Consider the following 22,318-nt stretch of genomic DNA (forward strand, 5'->3'; position numbering starts at 1 on the left):
ACGTCCGGGGTGACGGTGGTGGGGAGGTGAGGTCAGGAACGCTGGCGCGCGGTGAGGTCAGGCCAGCAGCTTGGCGGCGGTGTCTTCGTCGGTGATGAGCCCGTTGACGAGGCCGCGGGCAACGGCGGCGCGGATGGCGGCGATTTTGTTGGGACCGCGCGCCGCGGCGATGACCAGCGCCCGCTCGCCCGAGGGCAAGGGGGCCGAGGCCACGCGTTCATTGGTCATGCCCGAAACCAGTTCGCCAGCGGCATCGAAAACCCAGCCGAGCATTTCGCCCACCGCTCCGGCCTTTTGCAGGGCCTTGAGTTCAGCGCGGGTGACAAAGCCATCCTCATAGAGGGGCGCGTTCGGGCCCAGATCGCCAACGCCGACAAAGGACACGCTGGCCTGTGCGGCAAGGGCAAGATTTTTTTCGATGCCGACCTGGCTGTGCAGCAATTGGCGGTCATCGGCCGTGGCGGCGATGACCGGCAGGGGCATGGGAAAGGACGGCGCCTTGACCTTGTCGGCGATGGAAAAGATGACGTTGTAGAAGGCGGCCGAACCGTCGGGGGCGATGTTGCCGGTTAGGGAAACGATCTTGTGCTGGGGGCAATCCATGACCGGGAGCAGATCGACGGCGGCCTTGAGGGTGCGGCCCGTGCCGATCCCCAGAATAACGGGGCTGGTGCCCGAGAGGATCTTTTCGATTTCAAGCGCGGTGGCGTCGGCAACGCCCAGGGTGGTATCGGGATGGCCGGGATCGGACGGGACGATCTCGGCAAGGCGCAGCCCGAACCGCTCCCTGAGCCCGGCGGCCAGTTCGAGGCAATTGGCGATTGGATGGTCGAGCCGGACCTTTATGAGCTTTTCGGAGATGGCGAGCGAGACCAGCCGCTGGGCGCTCTGGCGCGAAACGCCGAGCTTTGAGGCGATTTCGTCCTGGGTGTTGCCGGCAACGTAATAGAGCCACCCGGCGCGGGCGGCATCGTCGAGCTTGTTGCGGCTGGCTTCCGAACGCGGCGGCACGGTGTTCTCCCCCTGATCAATGGGTTAGATATACCGCATCGTCGCGTATGGAAAGGATGAGAGAGAATGGAGCCGGGCAAACCCGCCATCACCATAACCTATTGCACCCAATGCAACTGGCTGCTGCGCTCGGGCTGGATGGCGCAGGAGCTGCTGTCCACCTTCGGGACCGAACTGGAGGGGGTGACGCTGGTGCCGGGAACGGGCGGGATCTTCAAGATCGCTGCCGGGGAGACGCTGCTTTGGGAACGCAAGCGCGATGGCGGCTTTCCCGACGTCAAGACGCTCAAACAGAAGGTGCGCGACCTTATCGACCCCGAGCGCGACCTGGGCCATATCGACCGTTAGGTTGGGCGGGCAGCAGGTGATGGTGGCCTGCAAATGGTGGCTTTCTGCGCTTCCGGTGCTCACGTACCGAAAGGTACGCTCCGCTCATAGCCCGCGAGCTCAAGCTCGACGGGCGTTCTTCCCTACAGAAGGTCCACCGGACCTTCTGTAGCCGGTCAGAACACTCGAAAGCCACCATATTCGCTGGCGCGGACCTTCGGTTCGGCACACCCTGACCTACTGTCCACCCAACCTAAGTTGACCAAAAGGCAAAGCCTTGCCCGCTATCGGGGGCAATTGGGGAAAACATTTCCCATGCGAGCGGTTCATGACAACGCAATAAGGCCCATATTGCATTGGAAAGTTTTTGATCCAATCGCCCGAAATTCGGGCACGGAAAAGGAGACACGCACATGGCTATTCTGATCGGCGATACGGCGCCCGATTTCACCGCGCAGACCACCGAAGGGGAAATCGGGTTTCACGATTATATCGATGGAAGCTGGGCGGTGCTGTTTTCGCACCCCAAGAACTACACCCCGGTCTGCACGACTGAACTGGGCTATACCGCCAAGCTCAAACCCGAATTCGAAAAGCGCGGCGTCAAGGTACTGGGCCTGTCGATCGACAAGATCGAGGACCATGAAGGCTGGGCCCGGGACATTGAGGAGACGCAGGGCGCGGCGCTCAATTTCCCGCTGATTGCCGATGACGGCACGATCGCCCGCCAGTACGACATGATCCACCCCAACGCCAGCGACACGCTGACGGTGCGCTCGGTGTTCGTGATCGGGCCGGACAAGAAGGTCAAGCTCAAGCTCGAATATCCCGCTTCCACGGGGCGCAATTTCGATGAAATCCTGCGGGTGATCGACAGTCTGCAACTGACAGCGCGCCATCAGGTGGCAACGCCGGTCAACTGGAAGAACGGAGAGGACGTCATTATCGTCCCGGCCGTGACCAATGAGCAGGCCAGGGAGAAATTCCCCGACGGGTGGAACGAGGTCAAACCCTATCTGCGCATCGTCAAGCAGCCGGGTGCCTAGAGCCCGTAAGATCTCTACGGAATCGCCCGTCTCCTTCTGCGCTTCCCCGGCGAAAGCCGGGGTCCATGAGAGTTACGTCAAGCGCCGGTGTCTTCGGCTCGCGCTGCTGGGCCCCGGCTGGAGTTTATCCCGGCGAAAGCCGGGACCGGGGCAGCAACGGAAAGGACCAAACGGCTCGGTTAAAATCTGAAATGCTTTTGGTTTCAGGCCAATCAAATCCGGCAAGGGCCCCTTCGCGGGGCCCTTTTTCTTGCGAAATTCAGGAAGCGATACCGGCCAGGGAGAGTCCAATTTCCTCCTGGCGGCGCTGCGCTGACAGGCGCTGCTCGGCGGACCGGATGCGTTGGTCGAGAACGCGGCGTTCGATTTGCAGGGCGGTCAACTCCCGCGTCAGCGCCGCGACCTGTTCGGGCGTGGGATTGCCGCGCCGCAGTTGGGCGAGGGTGGCGTCGATCTCGCTGTCGAGGTTGTTGAGGTCGACTTCCAAATCATAGACCTCCTCGCCGGCGGCATGGACGCGGGCGAAGGCCGCGCCCAGTTCGCCCTGGCAAACGCCATAATAGCGCTCGCCCGACCGCCCCTGCCGCTCTGCATTGGCGAGGCGGCAATAGACCCGCAGGCCCTCGGTGCGGCCGGTCTGATACAAGGCGCTGTCGACGGGAATCCCGTATTCGGAACAGGCTTGGGCATGGCTCGATATGCGATCGGCCGGACGGCCATCGGCACCATCATTGAACCCTATGGCGCGCCAGTCTCCGGCCTCGCATTGCTCCTGGGAGAGGGTTGCGCAGGAGGCCAGAACCAGCACCGCGCAAAGCGCGGCACACACCACAAGCAGGCGCGACATTTTTCCCATCTCCGCAAAAGAAATCAGGCCCGAACCATAGGTTGGGCCTGGCCGGATTGGCAACAAACCATTTTCTGGTCTCCCTTCCGAACCGCAAAAGTGGCGCCCATCCCCGATCGAGTCGAGGACATGCTTTTGCTGGAAGCGCTCAGGGTCAAGCGGCTGGAAGGGGACAGGAGACGCCGGTGCCCCTTAGGCCGCAATAGCCGTTGGGGTTCTTGGCCAGATATTGCTGGTGATAGGTCTCGGCGAAATAAAACGGGCCGGCGGGAGCGATCTCGGTGGTGATTTCTCCCCTGCCCGCCGATTTGAGCTCTGCGGCATAGCGATCCCGGCTGGCGCCCACCGCTTCGGCCTGTGCCTGGGAGGTGGTGTAGATCGCCGAGCGATACTGGGTGCCCACATCGTTGCCCTGTCGCATGCCCTGGGTGGGGTCGTGCTCCTCCCAGAAGGTCTTGAGCAGGGTATCGAGGGAAATCTTTTCCGGCTCATAGACCACCATCACCGCCTCGGTGTGGCCGGTGCGACCCGAGCACACTTCCTCATAGGTCGGGTTCTGCGTTTCCCCACCCTGATAGCCCACGGCGGTCACATGGACGCCCGGCAGCTGCCAGAACAGCCGCTCGGCGCCCCAGAAGCATCCCAGACCGAAATAGATGGTCTCGCTGCCCTCCGGGTACGGACCCTTGAGGGGATTGGTATTGACGAAATGGTCGGCCGCCACATCCATCTGTGTTGCACGGCCGGGCAAGGCGGTGCCGGGAGCGGGAACGTCGGAAGGCTTGGAAAACAGCGAGAAGATCATGCGCGAACTCTCCTTGGAGATGAAATGCCCGGGCCGGTTGTGCGCATCGGTGTGCGGCGCCGTCAGAACTGGTCGATGCTGACCATGCGCCGGCGCGACCGGGACCGCCCCAAAAGAGCTAGCAACAGGCCCACAGCGCCGATCACGGCCCAGCCGGGCCATGCCAGCAATGTGGTGAGCGTTGGCTCCCACAGCAAGGGATGCACATTATCTTGAACGGCCAGTTGCACGGTTTCGAGCGTGCCGGGAAACAGGCTGGCGATGGTCGCGGCCAGGGGGGTGGCGATAAAGGCGTTCGCGGCCAGCATGGCTGTGCCATCGGCAACCAGCAGAACAACCGAAAGGGCCAGAAAGGCGGCCGCCAGAATTCTCAATACTACACGCATGGTACTCATCCCTGCCTTTTCGGGCATGGTGCTATTGCTGCACCTCGATCTTTTCCGAAAGGCTTTGTTAACAATAGCATGGCGGGCCGGGGCAAGTGCAACGGGAATCTCGATGTTTGATTAATTGCAAAGGGGCGCAACGCACACGGCGGGCAAAATGATCCCCTCGCGCATCTTCACTTTTCCGCGAAACGCGCAAGCTGTTGCAAGGTGGTGATCTGCGGGCGGCAAACTCGATAAAGGGCGTTCATCCCTACCGGATCGCGGCAATTTTGTCCCCGAAACGTCCGGAAAGAAAAGTTTTGCAGCTTTTTTGCCCCGCGCCCCTTGGCATAGACCGCAAAGCCGGATAATCGGGCTGCCACGCGGAGAGATGGCCGAGTGGTCGAAGGCGCACGCCTGGAAAGTGTGTAGGCGGGGAACCGTCTCGAGGGTTCGAATCCCTCTCTCTCCGCCATTTTCCTACTTTACCCTGAAGTCGCTGATATTATTCAGATTATTTGCGAGCAAGTTGAAGGCTGCGCCCCAACGTTGTTGCTCCAATGATCCGCCTTGAGCTACTTCCCGATTTTGGACTACCCGGATGCGGAATTTCCGGGGATGAATGATCAGGGCGGGCCGGCTGCCCCTGATGCGCTCATAAGCGATATCGGGGGGTTGTTCCCGATGGCGCTTGCGGGCAGGCCTCAGAGCTTTTTTGACAGCACATCCTGAAGCATGGCCTCGTCCAGGCTCAGATCGGCAACGATCCGCTTCATCTCCGACGGCATCAAGCCGGCATACCGGGCATTCTCCATCGCCCGGGCACGGGATCACAATTGGGAAATTCCAGTTCAGAATGGTCCAAATTCGCGGCAGCGGGCCAGAACCGGATGGGCGGCGTTCAACGCCAATCTGTCTGCTTTAATCGACGGTTCAGAACCAAAGGGGCAACTCTGGATCAAATCCGCTTTTCGCTTGCGCGGCCCTTCGGGCCTTTCAATCGCGGACTTGATCCAAGTCCTCCCCGATCGGGCCGAGGACATGCTTTTGCTCGACGCGCTCCAGCTTGCTGGCTTGACGCTAGCGAAGCGGAATGGCGGCGGCGCGCATGCCGGCCGAGGCGAAGGCGACTATTTCCTCGAGGTCGTAAAATATCCCAGGGGTCGGGCTATTTGTTGGAACGAGTTCCTCGAGGCGGTTGGTGTCGGAAAAGGCGTAGAGATAAGCGCCGATCAAAAGCGACATGCGGCGATAGACCGTGGGTTCGTCGAGTTCGGGCAACGCCTTGAGGAAGGCGCTGGCATAGGCGCGAGTGGATTCATCATAGACTTCGCGCCGCAGCTCGTATGAGAGCGCTTCGGGTTCCATATGGAGTCGGGAGTGCAGGCGCAGGAATGCCAAGCCCTGCCTTGTTTCGCGGAGCTTGATCGAGGGGGCAAGGAAGGCGCGGACGAGGTCGTCGACGAGAGGCGTTCTCCCATCGGCGGTGATAGCTGCAAGGCTCTGCATGCGGGATTTGGCGATCTCGCGGCCCTTGCGAAGAAACACTTCGCGGAAGAGGTTTTCCTTCGAACCGAAATAATAGGTGATGAGCGCCGTCGTGATGTCGACCTTCTCGGCAACATGGCGGAGCGAGGTTCCGGCATAGCCGAGTTCGGCGAACATCAACTCGGACGCATCGAGAATTTCCTCGCGCGACTGGGTTTGTCCCTCCGGCCGCCCAGGCCGTTTCTTGCGCTGCTCAATGACCTTGGCCAAATCGCTCTCTCCCGCTTTTTTATGCTGACTTACAGCGGTTTATTCGATCCGTCTAACTCGAGCTTTGTGGGCCATGCCGCCACCCCTTCAAGTTTGCCCATATTTGGTGCAGTAAGAAAATCTGATCAACCCTATTGCAGTATTTGCGCGGTGGCGCTAGAAAGAAATTAATCGCTCGATTAATTATTTAATTTGAGCGATGCCGGTTCGCAGGGGACCGGGGCACAAAGAGAGGGAAATCCAATGTTTTTTATTCCAAAGGGAAAGAGCGTGGCCGCCGCCTCGATCATCGCTCTAGGGGCAACCGGCGTCCTTGCGCAGGACATGCCCGAAGTGCGCATCCAGGCTGTCGCAGGCAGCCTCGGGGGCGTTCCGCTCATGGTCATGCAAGCTGAGGGGCTTGACGAAAAGCATGGCTTTAGCGGTGTTTTCGATCTGCTACCGTCCGACAGCGCGGCGCAGAACTTTCTGATCGGCAATTCCGACATCGCCATGGACAACGACATTATCGGCGTTTCAATCGCGCGCACCGAAGGGTTCGATGTCACGGCGTTCTACCCGGTTGGCAACCTTTATATGGGCATTGTGGTGCCCGGCGATTCCGAAGCGGAAACGCCCGAGGATCTGATCGGCATGAATGTCGGCCATTTCGGCGCCGATTCCGGAACGACGATGTTCATCCGGTCGATTGTCCGGGAAATGTATGGCTTCGACGTGCTCGACGAATACAATTTCTCCCAGGTCGGACCGGCTGCGCTCGTGCCGCTGCTCGAATCGGGCGAGGTTGATGCGATCTTCAATTTCGAATCCTATGTCAGCGAAGCGATGCTGGCGACGGAGGGGCGCTATCTGCTGCAGGCCGGTTCGGACTATGCCCGATTCACCGGCGGGTTTGCGCCCTGGATCACCAACATGGTGGCCCATACCAGTTGGCTCCAGGACAATCCCGAGCTCGCCTATGCGGTTCGCGATGCCTATGACGAGGCCATCGCGATCATGAGTGAGAGCGGATACGAAATCCTGCGCGAAGACTACATTGTCTCCGGTCTGGGGATCACCAGCCCCCAAGTCCTCGATGTCCTGATCGAAAATGCCAGCACGTTCGACTATTTCACCAATGAGTGGACCCCCGAGATCATCGAAGGTGGCTACGGTTTTCTCGGAGGGCTGGCCGAAGAAGGACTGGTCATCACCGAAGTGCCCGAGGGCGTGATGGTGCGGCTCGAGGATCTGGTCGGCGAACCAGACGCCTGATCCCCTGGAGCGTTTCGGGCAAAAGTGGGCACCACTTTTGCAGTTCGGAAGCGCGACCAAGCAAAAACCCGGAGTTCTTGCAGTAACTCCGGGTGCCAGACACACGGAGGCCCGCGATGCAGCGTGAGAACAATCTCATCATCTCGGTCGGCGCAGTTCTTATGCTGTTGCCGATCTGGTGGATCGCCTATCGAAACACCAATTTCATTGCGGACCCCTTCGTCGTGGCGGCCGCTCTCCCCGATTTTCTGATGCAGGCCGACACCTGGAGCAATATCGCGATCACGCTCTATCGCGTGGCCCTGGGGCTCGCCGGCGGAGTGGTGCTGGGAACCCTCGCCGCGCTGGCCATGACCCAGAGCAAGCTGGCCGAACAGGTGCTCTCGATCTATGTGACGACGGCGCTCAGGACCCCCAGCGCCATTGCGGCGATCATGGCGCTGGCGATCTTTCGGGGCGCCGAAATCGGCTACATCGTGGTCGTGATGTTCATCACCTTCCCCTTCATGGCGGTGGGGCTGCGCGACGGGCTCAAGAGCGCTGACAAGGATCTGGCCGAAGCCGCACAGATCTATCGGCTCGGGCCGCTGCGCTATATCCGGCACGTTCTGTTGCCCTTCATTGCGCCCTTCATCTTTTCGGCCCTGCGCAACGCACATGCGCTGGCCTGGAAGGTGATCGTGGTCGCCGAGATTTTCGGAGCGGCGCGGATCGGGTTCGGGGCGCAGTTTGATCACGCCTGGGAATACATGCAGATGGTGCAGGTTCACCTGTGGCTGCTGGTGTTCATGGCGATCGTGCTCGCCGTCGAATATGGCGTGCTGCGCGTCGCCGAGCGGCATGTATTCCGCTGGCGCGCCTGATCCAAGACAGTTCAAAAAGACAAGGGTTCATCATGACCGGCAACAAAGACACAGTGCTCAAGGTCGAAGGTATCGGCGTCAGCTACGCAGGCAATCCGGCCATCGGCAGCCTCGATTTCGAGATCAAGCGGGGTGAGTTCGTCGCCATCCTCGGGCCGTCCGGATGCGGCAAATCCTCTATGCTCAATGTGATTTCCGGGCTGCTGCCTCCAACGCGCGGGGTGGTCGAGGTGGAAAACCTGCCACTCTATGATGCGGGCCGGTCGGCGCCCAAGCTCGGCTATGTTTTCCAGGCGCATCGACTGTTGCCGTGGCGGACCGTCAAGCAGAACCTCGAGCTCGTGCTGGCGGCGTCCGATGTCCCCAGGGATCGGTGGGAAAACGATATCGACCGCCTGCTCGATATCCTTCATATCCGACAGTTCAAGGATTCCTGGCCGCTGCAGCTATCGGGCGGACAGCGCCAGCGGGTGTCGATCGCCCGCGCGCTGCTGGTCGACCCTTCCTATATCCTTATGGACGAGCCACTCAGCACACTCGACGAGGTGACGGCCCGCAGCCTGCGCCAGGAGCTTTCGGGCATCTGGGCCCGGACCGGCGCTACGATCGTTTTCGTCACCCATTCGATCCGTGAGGCCGTCTATCTTGCTGACAGGATCATCATCCTGACGCGCGGGCCCTCGACAGTGTTTGAGAACTACAATGTGCCGATCGCGCGGCCGCGGGCCTATGACGATCCGATGATCGGCGAGGTTGAGGCCGATATCGTGCGGCGGGTCGAAGGCGCCTGGGGCCTTGAGCCGGTCAAGCCGCGCGAGGTGGCGTAACCATGGCGCTCTCAACTCCATTGCAGGGCGCCGTGATGACGCCTCGCCGCAAAGCCGGCACCGATCGCAATGTCCGCCTGCTGGGCGTGACTTTAGCCGTGGCCAGTCTTTTTGCCATCTGGACGGTGCTCTCGATCACCGTCCGGCCCTGGGTGCCGACACCCTATGACACGGCGCTGGCCATGGGCAGGCAATTGGTGTCACAGGCGTTTTACGACAATCTGCTGCTCACCCTCAGCCGGGTCGCGGCTGCCTTTATCGCCGCATCGATCGTCGGCGCGATTCTTGGGATCGCGATCGGCATGAACAGGAAGATCGAGGCTTTCTTCCAACCCCTTTTGGCGCTGGCGCTGGCCGTGCCCGATCCTGTGTTCATCATCTTTGCCATTCTGGCATTGGGGACGGGGGAAGCGGCAGGGTTTGTTGCGCTCACCATGGCGGTGGCGCCGTTCGTCTCCAATATCGTGCGCTCAAGCGTCCAGGCCCGCGACAAGGGGCTGGATGAGATGACCCAGATCTATCGCATCCCGGCCGACAAGGCGTTCTGGGTCAGCCTCGTGCCCCAGCTCGTGCCGGCGCTTCTGACGGCGGCGCGGTTTTCCTTCGCGCTGTCCTGGAAGCTTGTGGTGGTGGTCGAGGCGATCGGGCAACCGGACGGGATCGGAGCGGCGATTTTTCACTCCTTCCGCCTGTTGCGCATGCGCGAAGTTCTGGCCATCGCGATCCTTTTCATCATCTTGATGCAGTTGCTCGAAAAGGGCGTGCTCGGTCGCGTGGAAAAGCGCCTGTTGCGCTGGCGGCAGTGATCCGCGCGCGCTCTTAATTAAATAGACATACGAATAATAATGTGGGTGTGAGGATGAAGACGACAATCAAGACCGTCGGGATCGTAGGTGGCGGCATCGGCGGTGCGGCCCTGGCCGTGAGTCTGTTGCAGCTCGGCTTTGCCGTACAGCTTTTCGAGCGGGCAGACAGGTTCGGCGAAGTGGGCGCCGGCATCCAGATGACCCCCAATGCGGTCAAGGTCATCAAGGCGCTCGGACTGTTTGACACGCTGATGGCCAAGGGCTTTTTGCCCAATGCCGTCGTGGGTCGGAACTGGAAGACCGGCAAGGAAAATTTCCGCATTCCGCTCAAGGGTAGCTGCGAGACGCTCTATGACGCCCCTTACGTCCATATCCACCGCGCCGATCTGCATGCGCTGTTTGCCGACACGTTGCCCGGGGATATCACCCATTTCAACAAGCTCTGCACCGGGGTGCGGCAAGACGAAAGCGGAGCGACGGCGGTATTTGCAGACGGAACCGAATTTACCGCCGACCTGATCGTGGGTGCCGACGGTGTGCGATCTGTCGTGCGGGCACAATTGTTTGGTTCCCAGGACCCCAAGTTCACCGGGCATATGTGCTATCGCGCAGTGGTCCCGGTTGGCGGAGTCGTCGATTACGTGAGCCCCGATTCCTCGTTCTGGATGGGGCCGAACGGCCATGTGGTCACCTATTACGTCAATGGCGGAAGCGCGGTGAACATCGTGGCGGTCAGCGAGACCAAGTCCTGGGTCGAGGAAAGCTGGAACGCCAAAAGCTCGAAAGAGGAAATGCTGGCGCGGTTTCCAGGCTGGCACCCCAATCTGATCAAGCTGTTTTCCAACGCCGACGAGGTATTCCGTTGGGGGCTGTTTGATCGTGACCCCATGGAGAACTGGACGAGAGGGCGGGTTACGCTGCTTGGCGATGCCGCCCATCCGATGCTGCCGTTCCTCTCGCAGGGCGCGGCGATGGCGATCGAGGACGGGTTCGTTCTGGCTTCGGCTTTGGCGCAGCAGCCAGACGCGGACAAGGCGCTTGCTGCCTATGAGGCCGAGCGGCGTCCGCGGACCAGCCGCGTGCAACTCGAAGCCCGCGAGCGGGGCCGGACCTATCACCTGCCGACGCCTTGGGCGCAGTTCAAGCGCGATCTGGACTATCGCCTCCGCGCGATCTTTTCGCCCCAGACCACGGGGATCAAAACCGACTGGGTCTACGAATATGACGCCAGGCGCTTCGGCAATTCGGTGACGCCTCCGCGCGCCGTCAACGCGTGAGGGCAGGACAATGGACACCACGATAAAGATCTACCGCATCGGCCAGATCGTGCCGAGTTCGAACGTCACTATGGAAACGGAAATTCCGGCGCTGCTCCGGGCGCGGGAAATGATCTCCCCCGAGCGGTTCACCTTCCATTCGGCGCGCATGCGGATGAAGCATGTGACCAAGGACGAACTTGCGAAAATGGATGGCGACAGCGACCGCTGCGCGCTGGAACTATCGGACGCCCGGGTCGATGTGCTGGGTTATGCGTGCCTGGTGGCCATCATGTCGATGGGGCATGGCTATCACCGGGAATCTCAAGCCCGGCTCGAGGGCGTTACGGCCGAAAATGACGCAGCGGCACCGGTTGTGACCTCGGCCGGCGCGCTGGTCGATGCCATCAAGGCGATCGGGGCAAAGCGGGTGGCCATCGTTGCGCCCTATATGAAGCCGCTGACCGAGATGGTCGTCGACTACATCGCCAATGAGGGGATCGATGTCGTCCATTGGCGGGCGCTGGAAATCCAGAACAATCTCGATGTGGCGGCGCACGATCCGATGAATTTGCCGGGGATCGTTTCGGGTATCGACACGTCTGATGTCGATGCGGTGGTCCTGTCGGCCTGCGTGCAGATGCCGTCTCTGGCGGCCGTGCCGCTGGTCGAGGCGCAGACCGGCAAGCCGGTTCTGACGGCGGCGATCGCCACGACATGGCAGATGCTCAAATCATTGGAGCTCGATACGCGGGTGCCTGGTGGCGGCTCGCTGCTGTCGGGCGCATATTGAGGGGCGGGGCGATGGCGACCGGATACAACATCACAGCCAACGGCATCCGCCTGCACCTTATCCATTATCCCGGCCATGGCCCCCAGATGTTGCTCGTTCCGGGGATCACCTCGCCGGCGATCACCTGGGGGTTCGTTGCCGAGCGGCTGGCCGAGGCGTTTGACGTGCATGTGCTCGACGTGCGGGGGCGTGGACTGAGCCAGTCCGGGGATATCGACTATTCGCTCGATGCCATGGCGCACGACGTGGTGGCGCTGGCGCGTTCGGGGCATTTCGACAAGGCCGTCGTCCTGGGACACTCGATGGGCGCCCGGATCGCCATCCGGGCGGCGCGGATCGACCCGGAGGCCTTCAGCGGGCTCATACTTGTCGATCCACCGGTCTCCGGGCCGGGGCGGCGGGCCTATCCCTCGGCCTGGCCCTGGTACGAGGAATCCATCCTCATGGCCCAAAAGGGGTGCTCGGCCGAGGATATGAAACAGTTCTGTCCGACCTGGACGGACGCGCAGAACGCGCTGCGCGCAGAGTGGCTGCACACCTGCCAGCTCGATGCGATCCGGACCGCTTATGACGGGTTCCACAGCGACGACATTCACGCTGATCTGCCTGAGATTGCACTGCCCATGCGGCTGGTGGTGGCCGGTGGAGCGCCGGTGATCGGCGACGCGGACGTCGCAGAGATCGAGGCGCTCGCCCCTTCGATAGAGACCCGCACCGTCGATGGCGCGGGACACATGATTCCATGGGACGACCTAGAAGGTTTCCTCGCCGCCGTCATGGATTTTCGGGGCCAAGCGCCCGTCACAAAGGGAGACTTTTAAGATGGATCAAGCCAGCTTCACCGAAATCTGTCTGCACCAGCTCAAGATGAGCGGCGTTCAGAATGGCGAAAAACTCGTTGTGCTGACCCAGGGCAGCGACCGGCTCGATTATGCCGACGCCTTCATGGCGGCCGGGCAGCGGCTCGGGGCGCAAATGTATCATATGCGCCTGCCCGCACCGCTGCCGACCGGCGGCTGGAATGTGGGCGTAACGGGACTTGCTGCGCTGCCCGACGCCGTCGAGGCGCTCAAGAATTGCGACATGCTGATCGATTGTGTGTTCCTCTTGTTTTCGCCTGAACAGTTCGCCATCCAGGCGGCGGGGACGCGGATATTGACGGCCGTCGAGCCGCCGGCGCTTCTGGCACGTATGCTGCCGAGCAAGGAGTTGCGCGAGAAGGTCGAGATCGGGGCCGAGTATCTGGCGAAAGCCACGGTCATGCGGATCACCTCGCCCAATGGCACAGATGTCACCTACAAGCTCAACACCTATCCCACCGTTGCCGAATACGCTTCGACCGACGAGCCGGGACGTTGGGACCATTGGCCCTCGGGGTTCGTCTTCACGGGCGGCGATGATGACGGGGTGGATGGCCAGATCGTCGTGGCGCCGGGCGACATCTTGCTGCCGCAGAACATGTATGTGCGCGATCCCATCACATATACGATCGAAAAGGGCTGGATCACCGACATTCGGGGCGGACTCGATGCCGAACTGGTCAAATCCTATATGGCAGCGTTCAACGACGAGCGCGGCAAGGGGATGAGCCATGTGGGCTGGGGCATGAACCCCAATGCCCATTGGCACGGCATGGTGCCGGGCGAATTCCCGGGCGGAATGGGCATGGAGCCGCGCAGCTTTTACGGCAATGTCATGTTTTCGACAGGGCCCAACAACGAGTTGGGTGGTCCCAACGACACGGCCTGCCATCTCGACATTCCCATGCGCAATTGCTCGCTGTTCCTCGACGATGAGGCGATCGTCATCGACGGCGATCTGGTCGTCAAAGAGATGCAGATGGCGCGGGCCTGATGTGAAGCTGCTCGGCCGGCGGGGGCCGGCGGGGCGACCGGGAAGGATCGAACATGTCACAGGCAGAGATCTATCGAGACGCCGGATTTGGCCACGCGGTGCCGCGCGGCAAGCGTCCGGCGATCGTGGTTGTCGATTTCACTTATGGGTTCACCGACACGCGCTATCCGACAGCGTCGGATGCTACGAGCCAGATGGCCGCGACGCGGCGCCTGACCGATTTGGCGCGGACCCAAGGGTTTCCGGTAATCTATACGACCATTGCCTATCACAAGGGCGAGATCGATGGGCTGGCGTGGCTGCGCAAGGCACGTGGCATGGCCGCCCTGATCGAAGGAACACGGCTTGTCGAGATCGACGCGGCGACGGGTATTCAGCCTGGCGACGCGATCGTCACCAAGAAGGGCGCATCCGCCTTTTTCGGTACTTCGCTGGCGGCGATGCTGACGGGGATGCAAGTCGACACGCTTGTGATCGCAGGTGCGACGACCTCGGGCTGCGTGCGGGCCAGTGTGGTCGATGCCGTTCAATCGGGGTTCAATACGCTTGTGCCGGCCGATTGTTGCGCGGACCGCGCCAAACCTCCCCACGAGGCCGCACTCTACGACATGGACCAGAAATATGCCGATGTTACCGACGCGGCCAGTATCGAGGTTTGGCTGTCGTCCGTTTGATCGCAATTTTTCCTGTGCGAGACGTTGGCCAAAAACTCCGGCTTAGTCAGACGAAGGTTTGCTGGAGCATTTCAGCGCTTCCTTGAATCGCTTCAATTGCTCTAAGTCTTTGTTTTATCGCGCTTCCGAACCGGATAAGTGGTAGCCACTTATCCTGGAAGCGCTCTAGAGCTGTTGTTTTGTCGCGTCCGATAAAGTCCCACCAGCAAAAATTCCCGGGTTAGCGGTCAGGTTCTGTGCGCCAGAACAGGGACCCGGACGCATCCGATAGCCAACGCTGCCGCGCCCAGGGCGATGGAAAAGATTGCCACCGCCGCCTGATAGCTTCCTGTCCAGTCGTGAACCAGGCCGGCGACGATCGGAGCCACCATCGTGCCGGGGACCTGCATGAACATCAGCGCCCCTTGCACGGTGGCAAACCTGTCTTCCCCAAAGAGGTGGGCGCAGAGCAAAAGCACAACCAGCGTCGGTGCGCCGGCCCCGATCCCCAGCGCCAAAACAACAACGAGCATGGTGGCAAACGAGGGTGCCAGCGCAAAACTTGCGATCGCAACGGCTTCGAGGACAAGCAGGATGGCAAGAAAAATCGGCAGGACACTGATCGGCGCCCGGTCGGCCACCACTCCGGCCAGAAGCCGTACCGGCACGGACAGCAGGATCATGCCGCCGAACAGCGTGCCGGCAATTGTGGCGGTCAGACCGTTGTCGGTCATGAGCGGAACCAGGTGCACCGAAAGCCCAGTCACAACCGCCGCCTGTGCCATGAACGCAAAGGCAATCAGCCAGAGGGCCGGCTGAACGAGAATCGAGCGGACCGTGCCTGCCGAATTTTTGGCGATCCCGCTTGCTGGCGGTTGTGGCGGGGTGTGCCTCTCGAACGTCAAAAGCGGAATGGGCAAGAGTGCCAGAATCACCAGCGCCCAGATAAAGCAGGTGTTGCGCCAACCGACGGTGTCGACCAGTACCGTGACGAAGGGGACAAGCAAAGTCGAAACGACCGCAGCCACCGAGAATCGCATGGCAAGCGCCATGCCGCGCGTTTCCCTGATCGACGCGACCACAAGTTTGTCGAGCGCAACCGTGAAGCCCGCAGCCACGCCGGCCGAAACCAGTACCGACCACGCGAGATAGAGGGTAGCTTCGGTCTGGACGAACCCCAGCGCAACAAGTCCGAGCGCCGTCAGCACCATGCCCAAGACAACAACGCCGCGGGCTCCGGAACGATCGGTAGCGCGCCCGACGATCGGCGAAGCGATACCGGACGCCAGTCGGCCCAGCCCGATGGCGGTCGAAACAGCACCGCGACTTGTCTCAAGGTCGAGTGCGATCGGCTTGAGCAGCGCCGAAACGGCGAAGGCCACGAAACCGTGGCCGAAGCCGGTCAGGACCCCCGTGGTGGTCACGAGGCCCCAGCCGCGTTTGGCGGGGGGACTCACAGGCTGGGCAACCACAACACGATGATCGGAAATCCTATCAGCATGGCCACGTGGAGAATGTCCGCCGCAACGAAAGGCAGTGCGCCCTTGAATATCTTTTCAAGTGGAATGTCCTTGACCACTCCTGAAAGGATATAGACGTTCATGCCCACCGGTGGCGTGATCAGTGCGATCTCGGTCATACGAACCACAAGCACGCCGAAGAGAATGGCGTCGAACCCCAAATTCATCATCAGGGGAAAGAAGAGCGGTATGGTGAGCGTCATCATCGCGGAGGCATCGAGCACCATGCCGAGCACGAAATAGACTCCGAGGACGAGAAACAGCACCGCCATGGGCGGCAGACCGCTGTCGGTGACGAAGTTGACGATGTTGAGCGGGATGGTGCTTGCGGTGATGAATGAGTTGAAGACCAACGCGCCAAACAGGATGCCAAAAATCATGCCCGTGGTCTTGAGGGTCGAATAAATGGCGGTCCTGGCCGCAGCCCAGGTCAGCCGACGGCGCGCCACCGATACGACGATAGCCCCGAACGCCCCGATTGCCCCGGCCTCGGTGGGGGTGAACCAGCCCAAGACGATACCGCCCATCACCAGCGCGAAGAGCACGATAACCTCGCCCGTGCGCGTAAAGCTCCAGAGCTTTTCCTTCAGCGTATATTTCGGGCCCCGCGGCCCGGCATTAGGATCGAGCCGGCACCAGATAGCGATGGCGATCATGTAAAACAGGGCCAGCAGGATGCCCGGTATGATGCCGGCGGCAAACATCTTGCCGATCGAGGTTTCGGTTAGAATGCCGTAGATGATGAACATGCCAGACGGCGGGATCAGCGAACCGATGGTTCCGCCGGCCACCACGCTGCCGGACGCCATCGACACGTTGTAATTGTGCTTGCGCATTTCAGGCATGGCCACCAGCCCCATGGTGGCCGTCGTCGCAAGGCTCGACGCACTGACCGCGGCAAATCCTGATGAAGCCCCGACTGTCGCCATGGCCAGCCCCCCGCGCCTGCGGCCAAGCCATCTTGACGCGAAATCATAAAGGTCACGCCCTATGCCCGAGGCGAAGAGGACGTGAGCCATGAACAGAAACAGCGGAATAGTGCCAATGGCTTCATTGGTGGCAAGGTCGTAGGCGGTGACGCCGATCCGCACGATCGCCGCGTCGAAACTGATGATGACGGCAAAGCCGGTGAAGCCCACCAGCCCCATGGCAAAGCCGATCGGCATACCCAGCGCGATGAACGAAAAAAGAATGCCAAGGCCCAGAAAGCCTATGGTGACTGCCATCATTGCGTATAGTCCCCACCGTGTGGATGCTCTTCGACCTCGCGTCCGCTCAAGAGCTTGATGCCTTGAAAAACCAGGACGATGCAGAGCAGGATGATGGCCGTGGCCATGGCCCAGCGGAACGGAGCGACAGGCACGTTGATGATCGGCGAGAGTTCGCCCTGAGCGCCCCGGCGGATGGCTTCCTTGATCGTCGCCCAGCCGATCGCCACCCAGAACAGCGTGCCCAGCAGCGTCATGATGCCATCGAGCCCGCGCCGGATACGGTCGTTTTTGATGCGGTCCACGAACAGGGTTACGCGGGTGTGCTCATTTTGCATGGCCGCGTAGGCAAGCGAGAAGCTGACGGCCGGAATGAGCAGCAGTTCGGCCAGCGAATAGGTGCCCGGAAAGGCGATGCCGATGGCGCGGAAGACAACGGTGACCACCGTCAGCATCATCAGGGCCAGAATGGCGGCGACCCCGACAAAGGCGGCCAGCGCGCACACCCGGCGCAGAAGGGTTTCAAACGAGGTCATGGGTGCCTCTCACAGAGCGTGGATTTGCCGCGCACCCCCTCGGCGCGCGGCAATGCTATGTTCTACTCGGCGTGGGCCGTGCGAACCTTGTCGAGAATCTCGGTTCCCGGCAGGCCATTGGCATCCATTTGCTCGGCGGTCTGCTGGGCGGTCGCGGCAAAGGCGTCGGAATATTCGGATATGACGGCTTCATCGACGGCGTTGAACTCGACGCCCATTTCCTCGCCATAGGCCCGGCCCTCGTCCTCGGCGGCCTGCGACAGCTCGTAATTGGTCTGAGTCCAGAAATCGATATTGTCCTCGAAGACCTGCTGGATATCTTCTGGCAGGCTGGCCCAGACGTCCCCGTTCATGGCACGCGACGGATAGGCGCCGCGGCTGTGGGGGAGTTCGGAATAGTAGCCGATCACTTCGGCAAAGCTCAGAGATTTCAGCGCTTCATAGGGCGCTATCACCCCGTCCAGTACGCCGCGTTGCAGCGAGGGATAGGTCTCGGCCATGGGCATGGTGACGCCCTCGGCGCCAAAGTTTGCCAGCGCGCCGACATAGTCCACAGCAGAGCGGATGCGCAGGCCCTGCAGATCGGCGAGCTCTTCGAACGGCTGCTCGCGCAGCATCAGATGCATGGGCGTACCCACGTTGAACCCCAGAACCTTGACGCCATCGAGTTCCTCGGCAAACTGGGGATATTCTTCCCACAGATCGAGATAGACGCCCAGAACGTCCTGGGCATCCTCATAACCATAAAAGAACTGCGGCGTGAGGCGGCTCAGGTCATAGCCCGAGCTTGCGTAGATCGGGGCAATGAAAGCAATGTCGGCAACGCCGGCGGCCAATTCGTCCACACCTTCACGGCTGGTGATCAGCGAACCGCCCCAGAACGGAGTGATCGCGACGCGTCCGTCGGTTTGGTCCTGGATGCGTTCGATCCACTGCTCGTCCGCGGCGCCATAGGGATGGGTCGGCGAATAGCTTGTCGAGTAGGTGAGCCGGAACTCCTGAGCCGTGGCGGGGCCAGCTACAAGGGCCAGTCCCGTCGCGACGAGCAGCATCGTCTTTATAAGATTGTGGTTCATGGTTTCCTCCCGTTTGAACCCGGTTCATAGTTCGGCGCCAAGGGCGCCAGTCGTCCGCAGGGTCTCGATTTCGGCTTTCGATAGGCCGATGTCCTCCAAAAGTGCTTCGGTGTCCGCGCCAGGCGCACGGCCCAGCCAACGTACGGGACTTTCCTGCCCGAAGCGCACTGGCTGGCCGATCTGGCGCACGGTTCGTCCGCCGGCGCCCTGGTATGAAAGCGCCATGCCCCGGGCCTTGTTGTGCGGATCTTCGAGCGCTTCGGCGATCGAATGGACGGGCGCGAATTGCGTTCCGGCGGCCCCCAGGATCGCGAGCCATTCGTCCAGATCACGCTCACGAAAGATCGCCTCCAGCGCCGACCGGATTTCCGGCCTGCTCTCGACATCGTTCTGCAGCGCGACGAAATCGGGGCGCCCCACGGTTTCACAAAAAATCGCCCAGTAGCGCGGCTCCATGTCGGTCGTGCAGATGAATTTACCGTCCCGTGTGCGCCACAGTCCCATATCGGCGCGACGCGTACCGCGCGGCGGGATCGACGAGAGGTCGGAATGGCGCGACAGGACGTTGACCAGAAGACTCATGGCACAGTCGCTCATCGCGACGTCGACATGGCGCCCCCTGCCCGTCCGGTGGCGCTCCTGGACGGCAGCAAGCGTCGCGAACGCGGCGTGGGTGCCCGTGACGACATCGGCAACCGGTATCCCGGCAAAGCTCGGAGCATCGGGATCTTCCCCGATGCGCGACTGGACGCCGGCAATCGAAAGCGCGACGGGATCGTGTCCGGGCTTGTCTCTATAGGGCCCGGTCTGGCCGCAAAGAGTCAGACTCGTATAGATCAACCCCGGATTGACAGCGCTCAAATCGTCATAGCCAAGCCCGAGCCCGGCCAGAACGCCGGGCCGGTAATCCTCGACGACGATATCGGCACGCCTGGCCAGGGCATGAAGAATGTCGCGCGATGCCGCGTGCCCGATATCGAGCATCATGGATTGCTTGTTGCGCGCCAGAATGTCGGTTTCGCGCAGGCCCGCCCGCTCGGTTTCCGGCAGCTTGTCCCAGCCGAAGATTTTTGCCTGTTTTTCGATCTCGCGCGGATTTTCGATCCGGATCACCTCGGCGCCCATGTCGGCCAGAAGCCAGGTGCAATAAGGCCCGGGCAAAAGGCGCGAGAAGTCGAGAACCACAAGTCCGTCAAGAGCGCCGATCATCGCTGGCTCCATCCTGCAAAGGCCGAAGCCGGGATCGGCTGATCGAGACGGCGCCGCGGCGCGTCCATGTCCCTGTCGGACAAAAACAGCGGCCCCGGCAGTCGCCTCGTTTTGCCCGAGGCCTGATCCTGGACATCGACGAACAGCCCGCGCGCTGCGAGATGATCGCTCGCCAAAACATCCGCAGGCGTGCTGATGACCGAAAGGCCCCAGCCCTTCTCGAGCGACCAGGCGCCAAGCTCGGACTTGTCGTGGGCGGAAAAGAACTCACCCACGATCGCTTGCCAGCGGTCCAGCGTCTCCTGCGCGGTATCGGCAACCAGCGTGTTGTCCCAGTCGATATCGGTCAGCTCGCCGGCAACACCCTTTTCGGCCATCACCGAGACCAGCGCCCGCATCATGGGCGGGTTGTCGATCATCGACCATGTGACGTGGCCGTCCCGGCATGGCCAGACCTGCCGCACGCCGGACTTGCCACGCACCAACAGATTGCCCTGGCGCCGGCCGATCCGGCCGGTCCATTCATACATGATCGCTTCGCGATAATTGGCCAGCGTGGCGCTTTGCAACGCCGAAAGGGAAATCGATTGGCCCTGCCCGGTCCGGCGCCGCGCATAGAGCCCGATCAGGGCCGCAATCGCCGCCTGGATGCCGGCGAGGGCATAAGCCTGTTCGCCGGGAAACCGCAAAGGCGGCTTGTCGGGGTCGCCCGTCACCGTCATCAGCCCCGAAAGAGCCATAAGCGTCAAATCGGTTGCCGGTCGGCCATCGTACGGACCGCCTTCGCTGAAGGGTTTGGCGCGTATATGGATGGTTCGGCCATCTTCGCGCAGATGCCGATCAAGCCCGAACCGGTCACCCTCGCGCTGCCCGTCGATCACGATATCGGCGGCCTTCGCGAGGTTGGCAATGGCATCGGGACTGTCGGCGACGAGCCGGGTCTTGCCGTGGTGCCAGGCCAGGGCCCTGGTGCCGGGTTCTTCAGACTCCGGGGTGACCGACACGACATCGGCACCCAGTTCGGCCAGCATGCGCCCGCCGAAATCGACAAGCCCATCGGAAATTTCAAGGACGCGCAGTCCGGCGAGCATTTTCATGCCAGCACCCCTTCGGCCGCAAGGGCATCGAGCTCATCCTGATCCATCCCCAGCATCTCGACATAGACCGCCCGATTGTGTTCGCCCAGCAGCGGCGCCGGCCTCATAGACCATGGCGTTGCCTCCAGCCGATACGGCGGCGCAGGCATTCTGGTGGCCTTGAGCACCGGGTGATCAATGGCAACGAAATGGCTGCCGGCGGCGAGTTCGTCGCTTTCGAAAACGTCACGGCCATCCTGGACGGCCGACGCGGCAACCCCGGTTGCCGTCAATGCGTCGGCAAGCCCATAGCGATCCCATTCGGCGGTCCTGCCGGCCACGGCAGCTTGCGTTACCGCGCCCTCGATGCCGAGGACCGACCCGACGGCCCGCAACTGGTCTTCGTCACGCGCGGCAATGGCGACCCACCTGTCCTCGCCCTGCGCGGGAAATACGCCGTGCAGGGCGAAGCGCGCATCGTCATTTCCCGATTTTTCCGGCAGGGGATCGGCGGCGTAAAGGTCGGCGATCACATGGATCATCGGCTCTATCTGGGAGACATCGACATGCTGGCCCTCGCCCGTCCTCGCGCGATGTTCGAGGGCGGCCAGAATGGCGACGGTGGCAAACATCGGTGCGACAACGTCACCATAGGCGAGCGGGGGCATGTGTGGCGCGCTTCCGGGCCAGCCGGTCAGCGCCGCATGCCCCGAGTGGGCGGCAGCCGAATTGCCATAGCCCCGAAAGCCGGCCATCGGCCCGCTGCGTCCGGCCACCGAAACGCTGGCCAGGATGATGTCGGGGCGGATCCGTTTGAGCACGTCATAGCCCAGCCCGATCCGATCCATGAAGCCGGGTCCGAAATTTTCCACCACCACGTCTGCCCAGGCCACCAGCCGCTTGGCGATTTCGACGCCGCGAGGATCGGTGAGGTTGATGGTGACACTCTTTTTGGAGGTGTTGGTCTGGGCAAAGAAGGCCGATCCGTCCGGATCCTTGACGCCCCCGGCAAAGGGTGGAGACAGGCGGCCGAGATCGAGGCGTTTGCGGGACTCGATCTTAATGACAGTGGCGCCATTGTCGGCAAGATCCTTGGTGGCGCGCGGACCGGCACCCACCCAGGAAAAATCGGCGATTTTGAGTCCGTCCAAAGCGCTCATCGCGCTTCCTCCCATATCTGCCGGCTGTAGCCAGTCTTGTTATGGACGATAATGGTTCAGTAAAT

The 22,318-nt window shown here is 61.6% G+C and carries 23 protein-coding genes, 1 tRNA gene and 1 pseudogene; 12 read left to right on the forward strand and 13 right to left on the reverse strand.

What is annotated here, in order from left to right:
• Window positions 1–57: 57 nt before the first annotated feature.
• Window positions 58–1,011, reverse strand: a complete 954-nt coding sequence (locus ACP148_RS14710; protein ID WP_421951960.1) for a sugar-binding transcriptional regulator — start codon at window positions 1,009–1,011, stop codon at window positions 58–60.
• 66 nt (window positions 1,012–1,077) lie between these two features.
• Here ACP148_RS14710 and ACP148_RS14715 point away from each other — a divergent pair, with 66 nt between their 5' ends.
• Both ACP148_RS14715 and ACP148_RS14720 read left to right on the forward strand, forming a co-directional pair.
• Window positions 1,078–1,359 carry a SelT/SelW/SelH family protein gene (locus tag ACP148_RS14715; protein WP_421951961.1) on the forward strand — a complete coding sequence of 94 codons (282 nt, stop codon included), beginning with the start codon at window positions 1,078–1,080 and terminating at the stop codon, window positions 1,357–1,359.
• A 392-nt stretch (window positions 1,360–1,751) separates the two neighbouring features.
• Entirely contained in the window at window positions 1,752–2,384 is a 633-nt protein-coding gene (locus tag ACP148_RS14720) for a peroxiredoxin (RefSeq protein WP_421951962.1), read from the forward strand.
• Between the two features lie 259 nt (window positions 2,385–2,643).
• Here the strand turns inward: ACP148_RS14720 and ACP148_RS14725 are convergent, their stop codons facing one another.
• From ACP148_RS14725 to ACP148_RS14735, 3 genes are all read right to left on the reverse strand, one after another.
• Window positions 2,644–3,231 carry a DUF2799 domain-containing protein gene (locus tag ACP148_RS14725; RefSeq protein WP_421951963.1) on the reverse strand — a complete coding sequence of 196 codons (588 nt, stop codon included), beginning with the start codon at window positions 3,229–3,231 and terminating at the stop codon, window positions 2,644–2,646.
• A 154-nt stretch (window positions 3,232–3,385) separates the two neighbouring features.
• The gene (msrA, locus tag ACP148_RS14730) at window positions 3,386–4,036 is read right to left on the reverse strand and encodes a peptide-methionine (S)-S-oxide reductase MsrA (RefSeq protein WP_421951964.1); all 651 of its coding nucleotides are present in this window, start codon (window positions 4,034–4,036) and stop codon (window positions 3,386–3,388) included.
• A 62-nt stretch (window positions 4,037–4,098) separates the two neighbouring features.
• Window positions 4,099–4,422 (reverse strand): hypothetical protein, encoded by a 324-nt coding sequence (locus ACP148_RS14735; RefSeq protein ID WP_421951965.1) that lies wholly within the window; start codon window positions 4,420–4,422, stop codon window positions 4,099–4,101.
• Window positions 4,423–4,789: 367 nt separating this feature from the next.
• On the opposite strand from ACP148_RS14735, the gene ACP148_RS14740 reads away from it, so the two are divergent.
• A tRNA-Ser gene (locus ACP148_RS14740) sits at window positions 4,790–4,879 on the forward strand.
• Window positions 4,880–5,091: 212 nt separating this feature from the next.
• Here the strand turns inward: ACP148_RS14740 and ACP148_RS14745 are convergent.
• Both ACP148_RS14745 and ACP148_RS14750 read right to left on the reverse strand, forming a co-directional pair.
• Window positions 5,092–5,207: pseudogene (locus ACP148_RS14745) on the reverse strand (IS3 family transposase); the annotation flags it as partial.
• Window positions 5,208–5,484: 277 nt separating this feature from the next.
• Complete coding sequence (locus ACP148_RS14750) at window positions 5,485–6,162, reverse strand: TetR/AcrR family transcriptional regulator (protein ID WP_425033557.1); 678 nt, start codon at window positions 6,160–6,162, stop codon at window positions 5,485–5,487.
• Window positions 6,163–6,405: 243 nt separating this feature from the next.
• Between ACP148_RS14750 and ACP148_RS14755 the strand changes: the two genes are divergently transcribed.
• The 9 genes from ACP148_RS14755 (at window position 6,406) to ACP148_RS14795 (ending at window position 14,489) form a co-directional block, all read left to right on the forward strand.
• On the forward strand, window positions 6,406–7,416 hold the full coding sequence (locus ACP148_RS14755) for an ABC transporter substrate-binding protein (RefSeq protein WP_421951967.1): 1,011 nt from the start codon (window positions 6,406–6,408) through the stop codon (window positions 7,414–7,416).
• A gap of 116 nt (window positions 7,417–7,532) precedes the next feature.
• Window positions 7,533–8,279, forward strand: coding sequence for an ABC transporter permease (locus ACP148_RS14760; protein ID WP_421951968.1), 747 nt, complete (start codon window positions 7,533–7,535; stop codon window positions 8,277–8,279).
• 32 nt (window positions 8,280–8,311) lie between these two features.
• Window positions 8,312–9,106, forward strand: coding sequence for an ABC transporter ATP-binding protein (locus ACP148_RS14765; protein ID WP_421951969.1), 795 nt, complete (start codon window positions 8,312–8,314; stop codon window positions 9,104–9,106).
• 2 nt (window positions 9,107–9,108) lie between these two features.
• Window positions 9,109–9,912 carry an ABC transporter permease gene (locus tag ACP148_RS14770; RefSeq protein ID WP_421951970.1) on the forward strand — a complete coding sequence of 268 codons (804 nt, stop codon included), beginning with the start codon at window positions 9,109–9,111 and terminating at the stop codon, window positions 9,910–9,912.
• Window positions 9,913–9,965: 53 nt separating this feature from the next.
• Window positions 9,966–11,189, forward strand: coding sequence for an FAD-dependent monooxygenase (locus tag ACP148_RS14775; RefSeq protein WP_421951971.1), 1,224 nt, complete (start codon window positions 9,966–9,968; stop codon window positions 11,187–11,189).
• Between the two features lie 70 nt (window positions 11,190–11,259).
• A complete protein-coding gene (locus ACP148_RS14780) occupies window positions 11,260–11,961 on the forward strand; it encodes a maleate cis-trans isomerase family protein (protein WP_421952191.1) in 702 nt (233 codons plus the stop codon).
• A gap of 11 nt (window positions 11,962–11,972) precedes the next feature.
• Complete coding sequence (locus ACP148_RS14785) at window positions 11,973–12,782, forward strand: alpha/beta fold hydrolase (protein ID WP_421951972.1); 810 nt, start codon at window positions 11,973–11,975, stop codon at window positions 12,780–12,782.
• A gap of 1 nt (window position 12,783) precedes the next feature.
• Window positions 12,784–13,815 (forward strand): leucyl aminopeptidase, encoded by a 1,032-nt coding sequence (locus ACP148_RS14790; RefSeq protein ID WP_421951973.1) that lies wholly within the window; start codon window positions 12,784–12,786, stop codon window positions 13,813–13,815.
• Between the two features lie 53 nt (window positions 13,816–13,868).
• Window positions 13,869–14,489 carry an isochorismatase family protein gene (locus ACP148_RS14795; protein WP_421951974.1) on the forward strand — a complete coding sequence of 207 codons (621 nt, stop codon included), beginning with the start codon at window positions 13,869–13,871 and terminating at the stop codon, window positions 14,487–14,489.
• Between the two features lie 227 nt (window positions 14,490–14,716).
• Here the strand turns inward: ACP148_RS14795 and ACP148_RS14800 are convergent, their stop codons facing one another.
• The 7 genes from ACP148_RS14800 to ACP148_RS14830 form a co-directional block, all read right to left on the reverse strand.
• A complete protein-coding gene (locus tag ACP148_RS14800) occupies window positions 14,717–15,892 on the reverse strand; it encodes an MFS transporter (protein WP_421951975.1) in 1,176 nt (391 codons plus the stop codon).
• Between the two features lie 29 nt (window positions 15,893–15,921).
• Window positions 15,922–17,217, reverse strand: a complete 1,296-nt coding sequence (locus tag ACP148_RS14805) for a TRAP transporter large permease (RefSeq protein ID WP_421951976.1) — start codon at window positions 17,215–17,217, stop codon at window positions 15,922–15,924.
• Entirely contained in the window at window positions 17,214–17,732 is a 519-nt protein-coding gene (locus ACP148_RS14810; RefSeq protein ID WP_421951977.1) for a TRAP transporter small permease, read from the reverse strand. The genes ACP148_RS14805 and ACP148_RS14810 overlap by 4 nt, the downstream gene beginning before the upstream one ends.
• A 62-nt stretch (window positions 17,733–17,794) precedes the next feature.
• Window positions 17,795–18,808 carry a TRAP transporter substrate-binding protein gene (locus ACP148_RS14815; protein ID WP_421951978.1) on the reverse strand — a complete coding sequence of 338 codons (1,014 nt, stop codon included), beginning with the start codon at window positions 18,806–18,808 and terminating at the stop codon, window positions 17,795–17,797.
• 24 nt (window positions 18,809–18,832) lie between these two features.
• Entirely contained in the window at window positions 18,833–20,017 is a 1,185-nt protein-coding gene (locus ACP148_RS14820) for a CaiB/BaiF CoA transferase family protein (protein WP_421951979.1), read from the reverse strand.
• Window positions 20,014–21,114 (reverse strand): CoA transferase, encoded by a 1,101-nt coding sequence (locus tag ACP148_RS14825; RefSeq protein ID WP_421951980.1) that lies wholly within the window; start codon window positions 21,112–21,114, stop codon window positions 20,014–20,016. The genes ACP148_RS14820 and ACP148_RS14825 overlap by 4 nt, the downstream gene beginning before the upstream one ends.
• Window positions 21,111–22,253: a CaiB/BaiF CoA transferase family protein gene (locus ACP148_RS14830; RefSeq protein ID WP_421951981.1), complete on the reverse strand. Its 1,143-nt coding sequence runs from the start codon at window positions 22,251–22,253 to the stop codon at window positions 21,111–21,113. Before ACP148_RS14830 ends, ACP148_RS14825 begins: the two co-directional genes overlap by 4 nt.
• Window positions 22,254–22,318 lie beyond the last annotated feature (65 nt).

It is taken from the genome of Pelagibacterium sp., assembly GCF_965249125.1.
GTDB lineage: Bacteria > Pseudomonadota > Alphaproteobacteria > Rhizobiales > Devosiaceae > Pelagibacterium.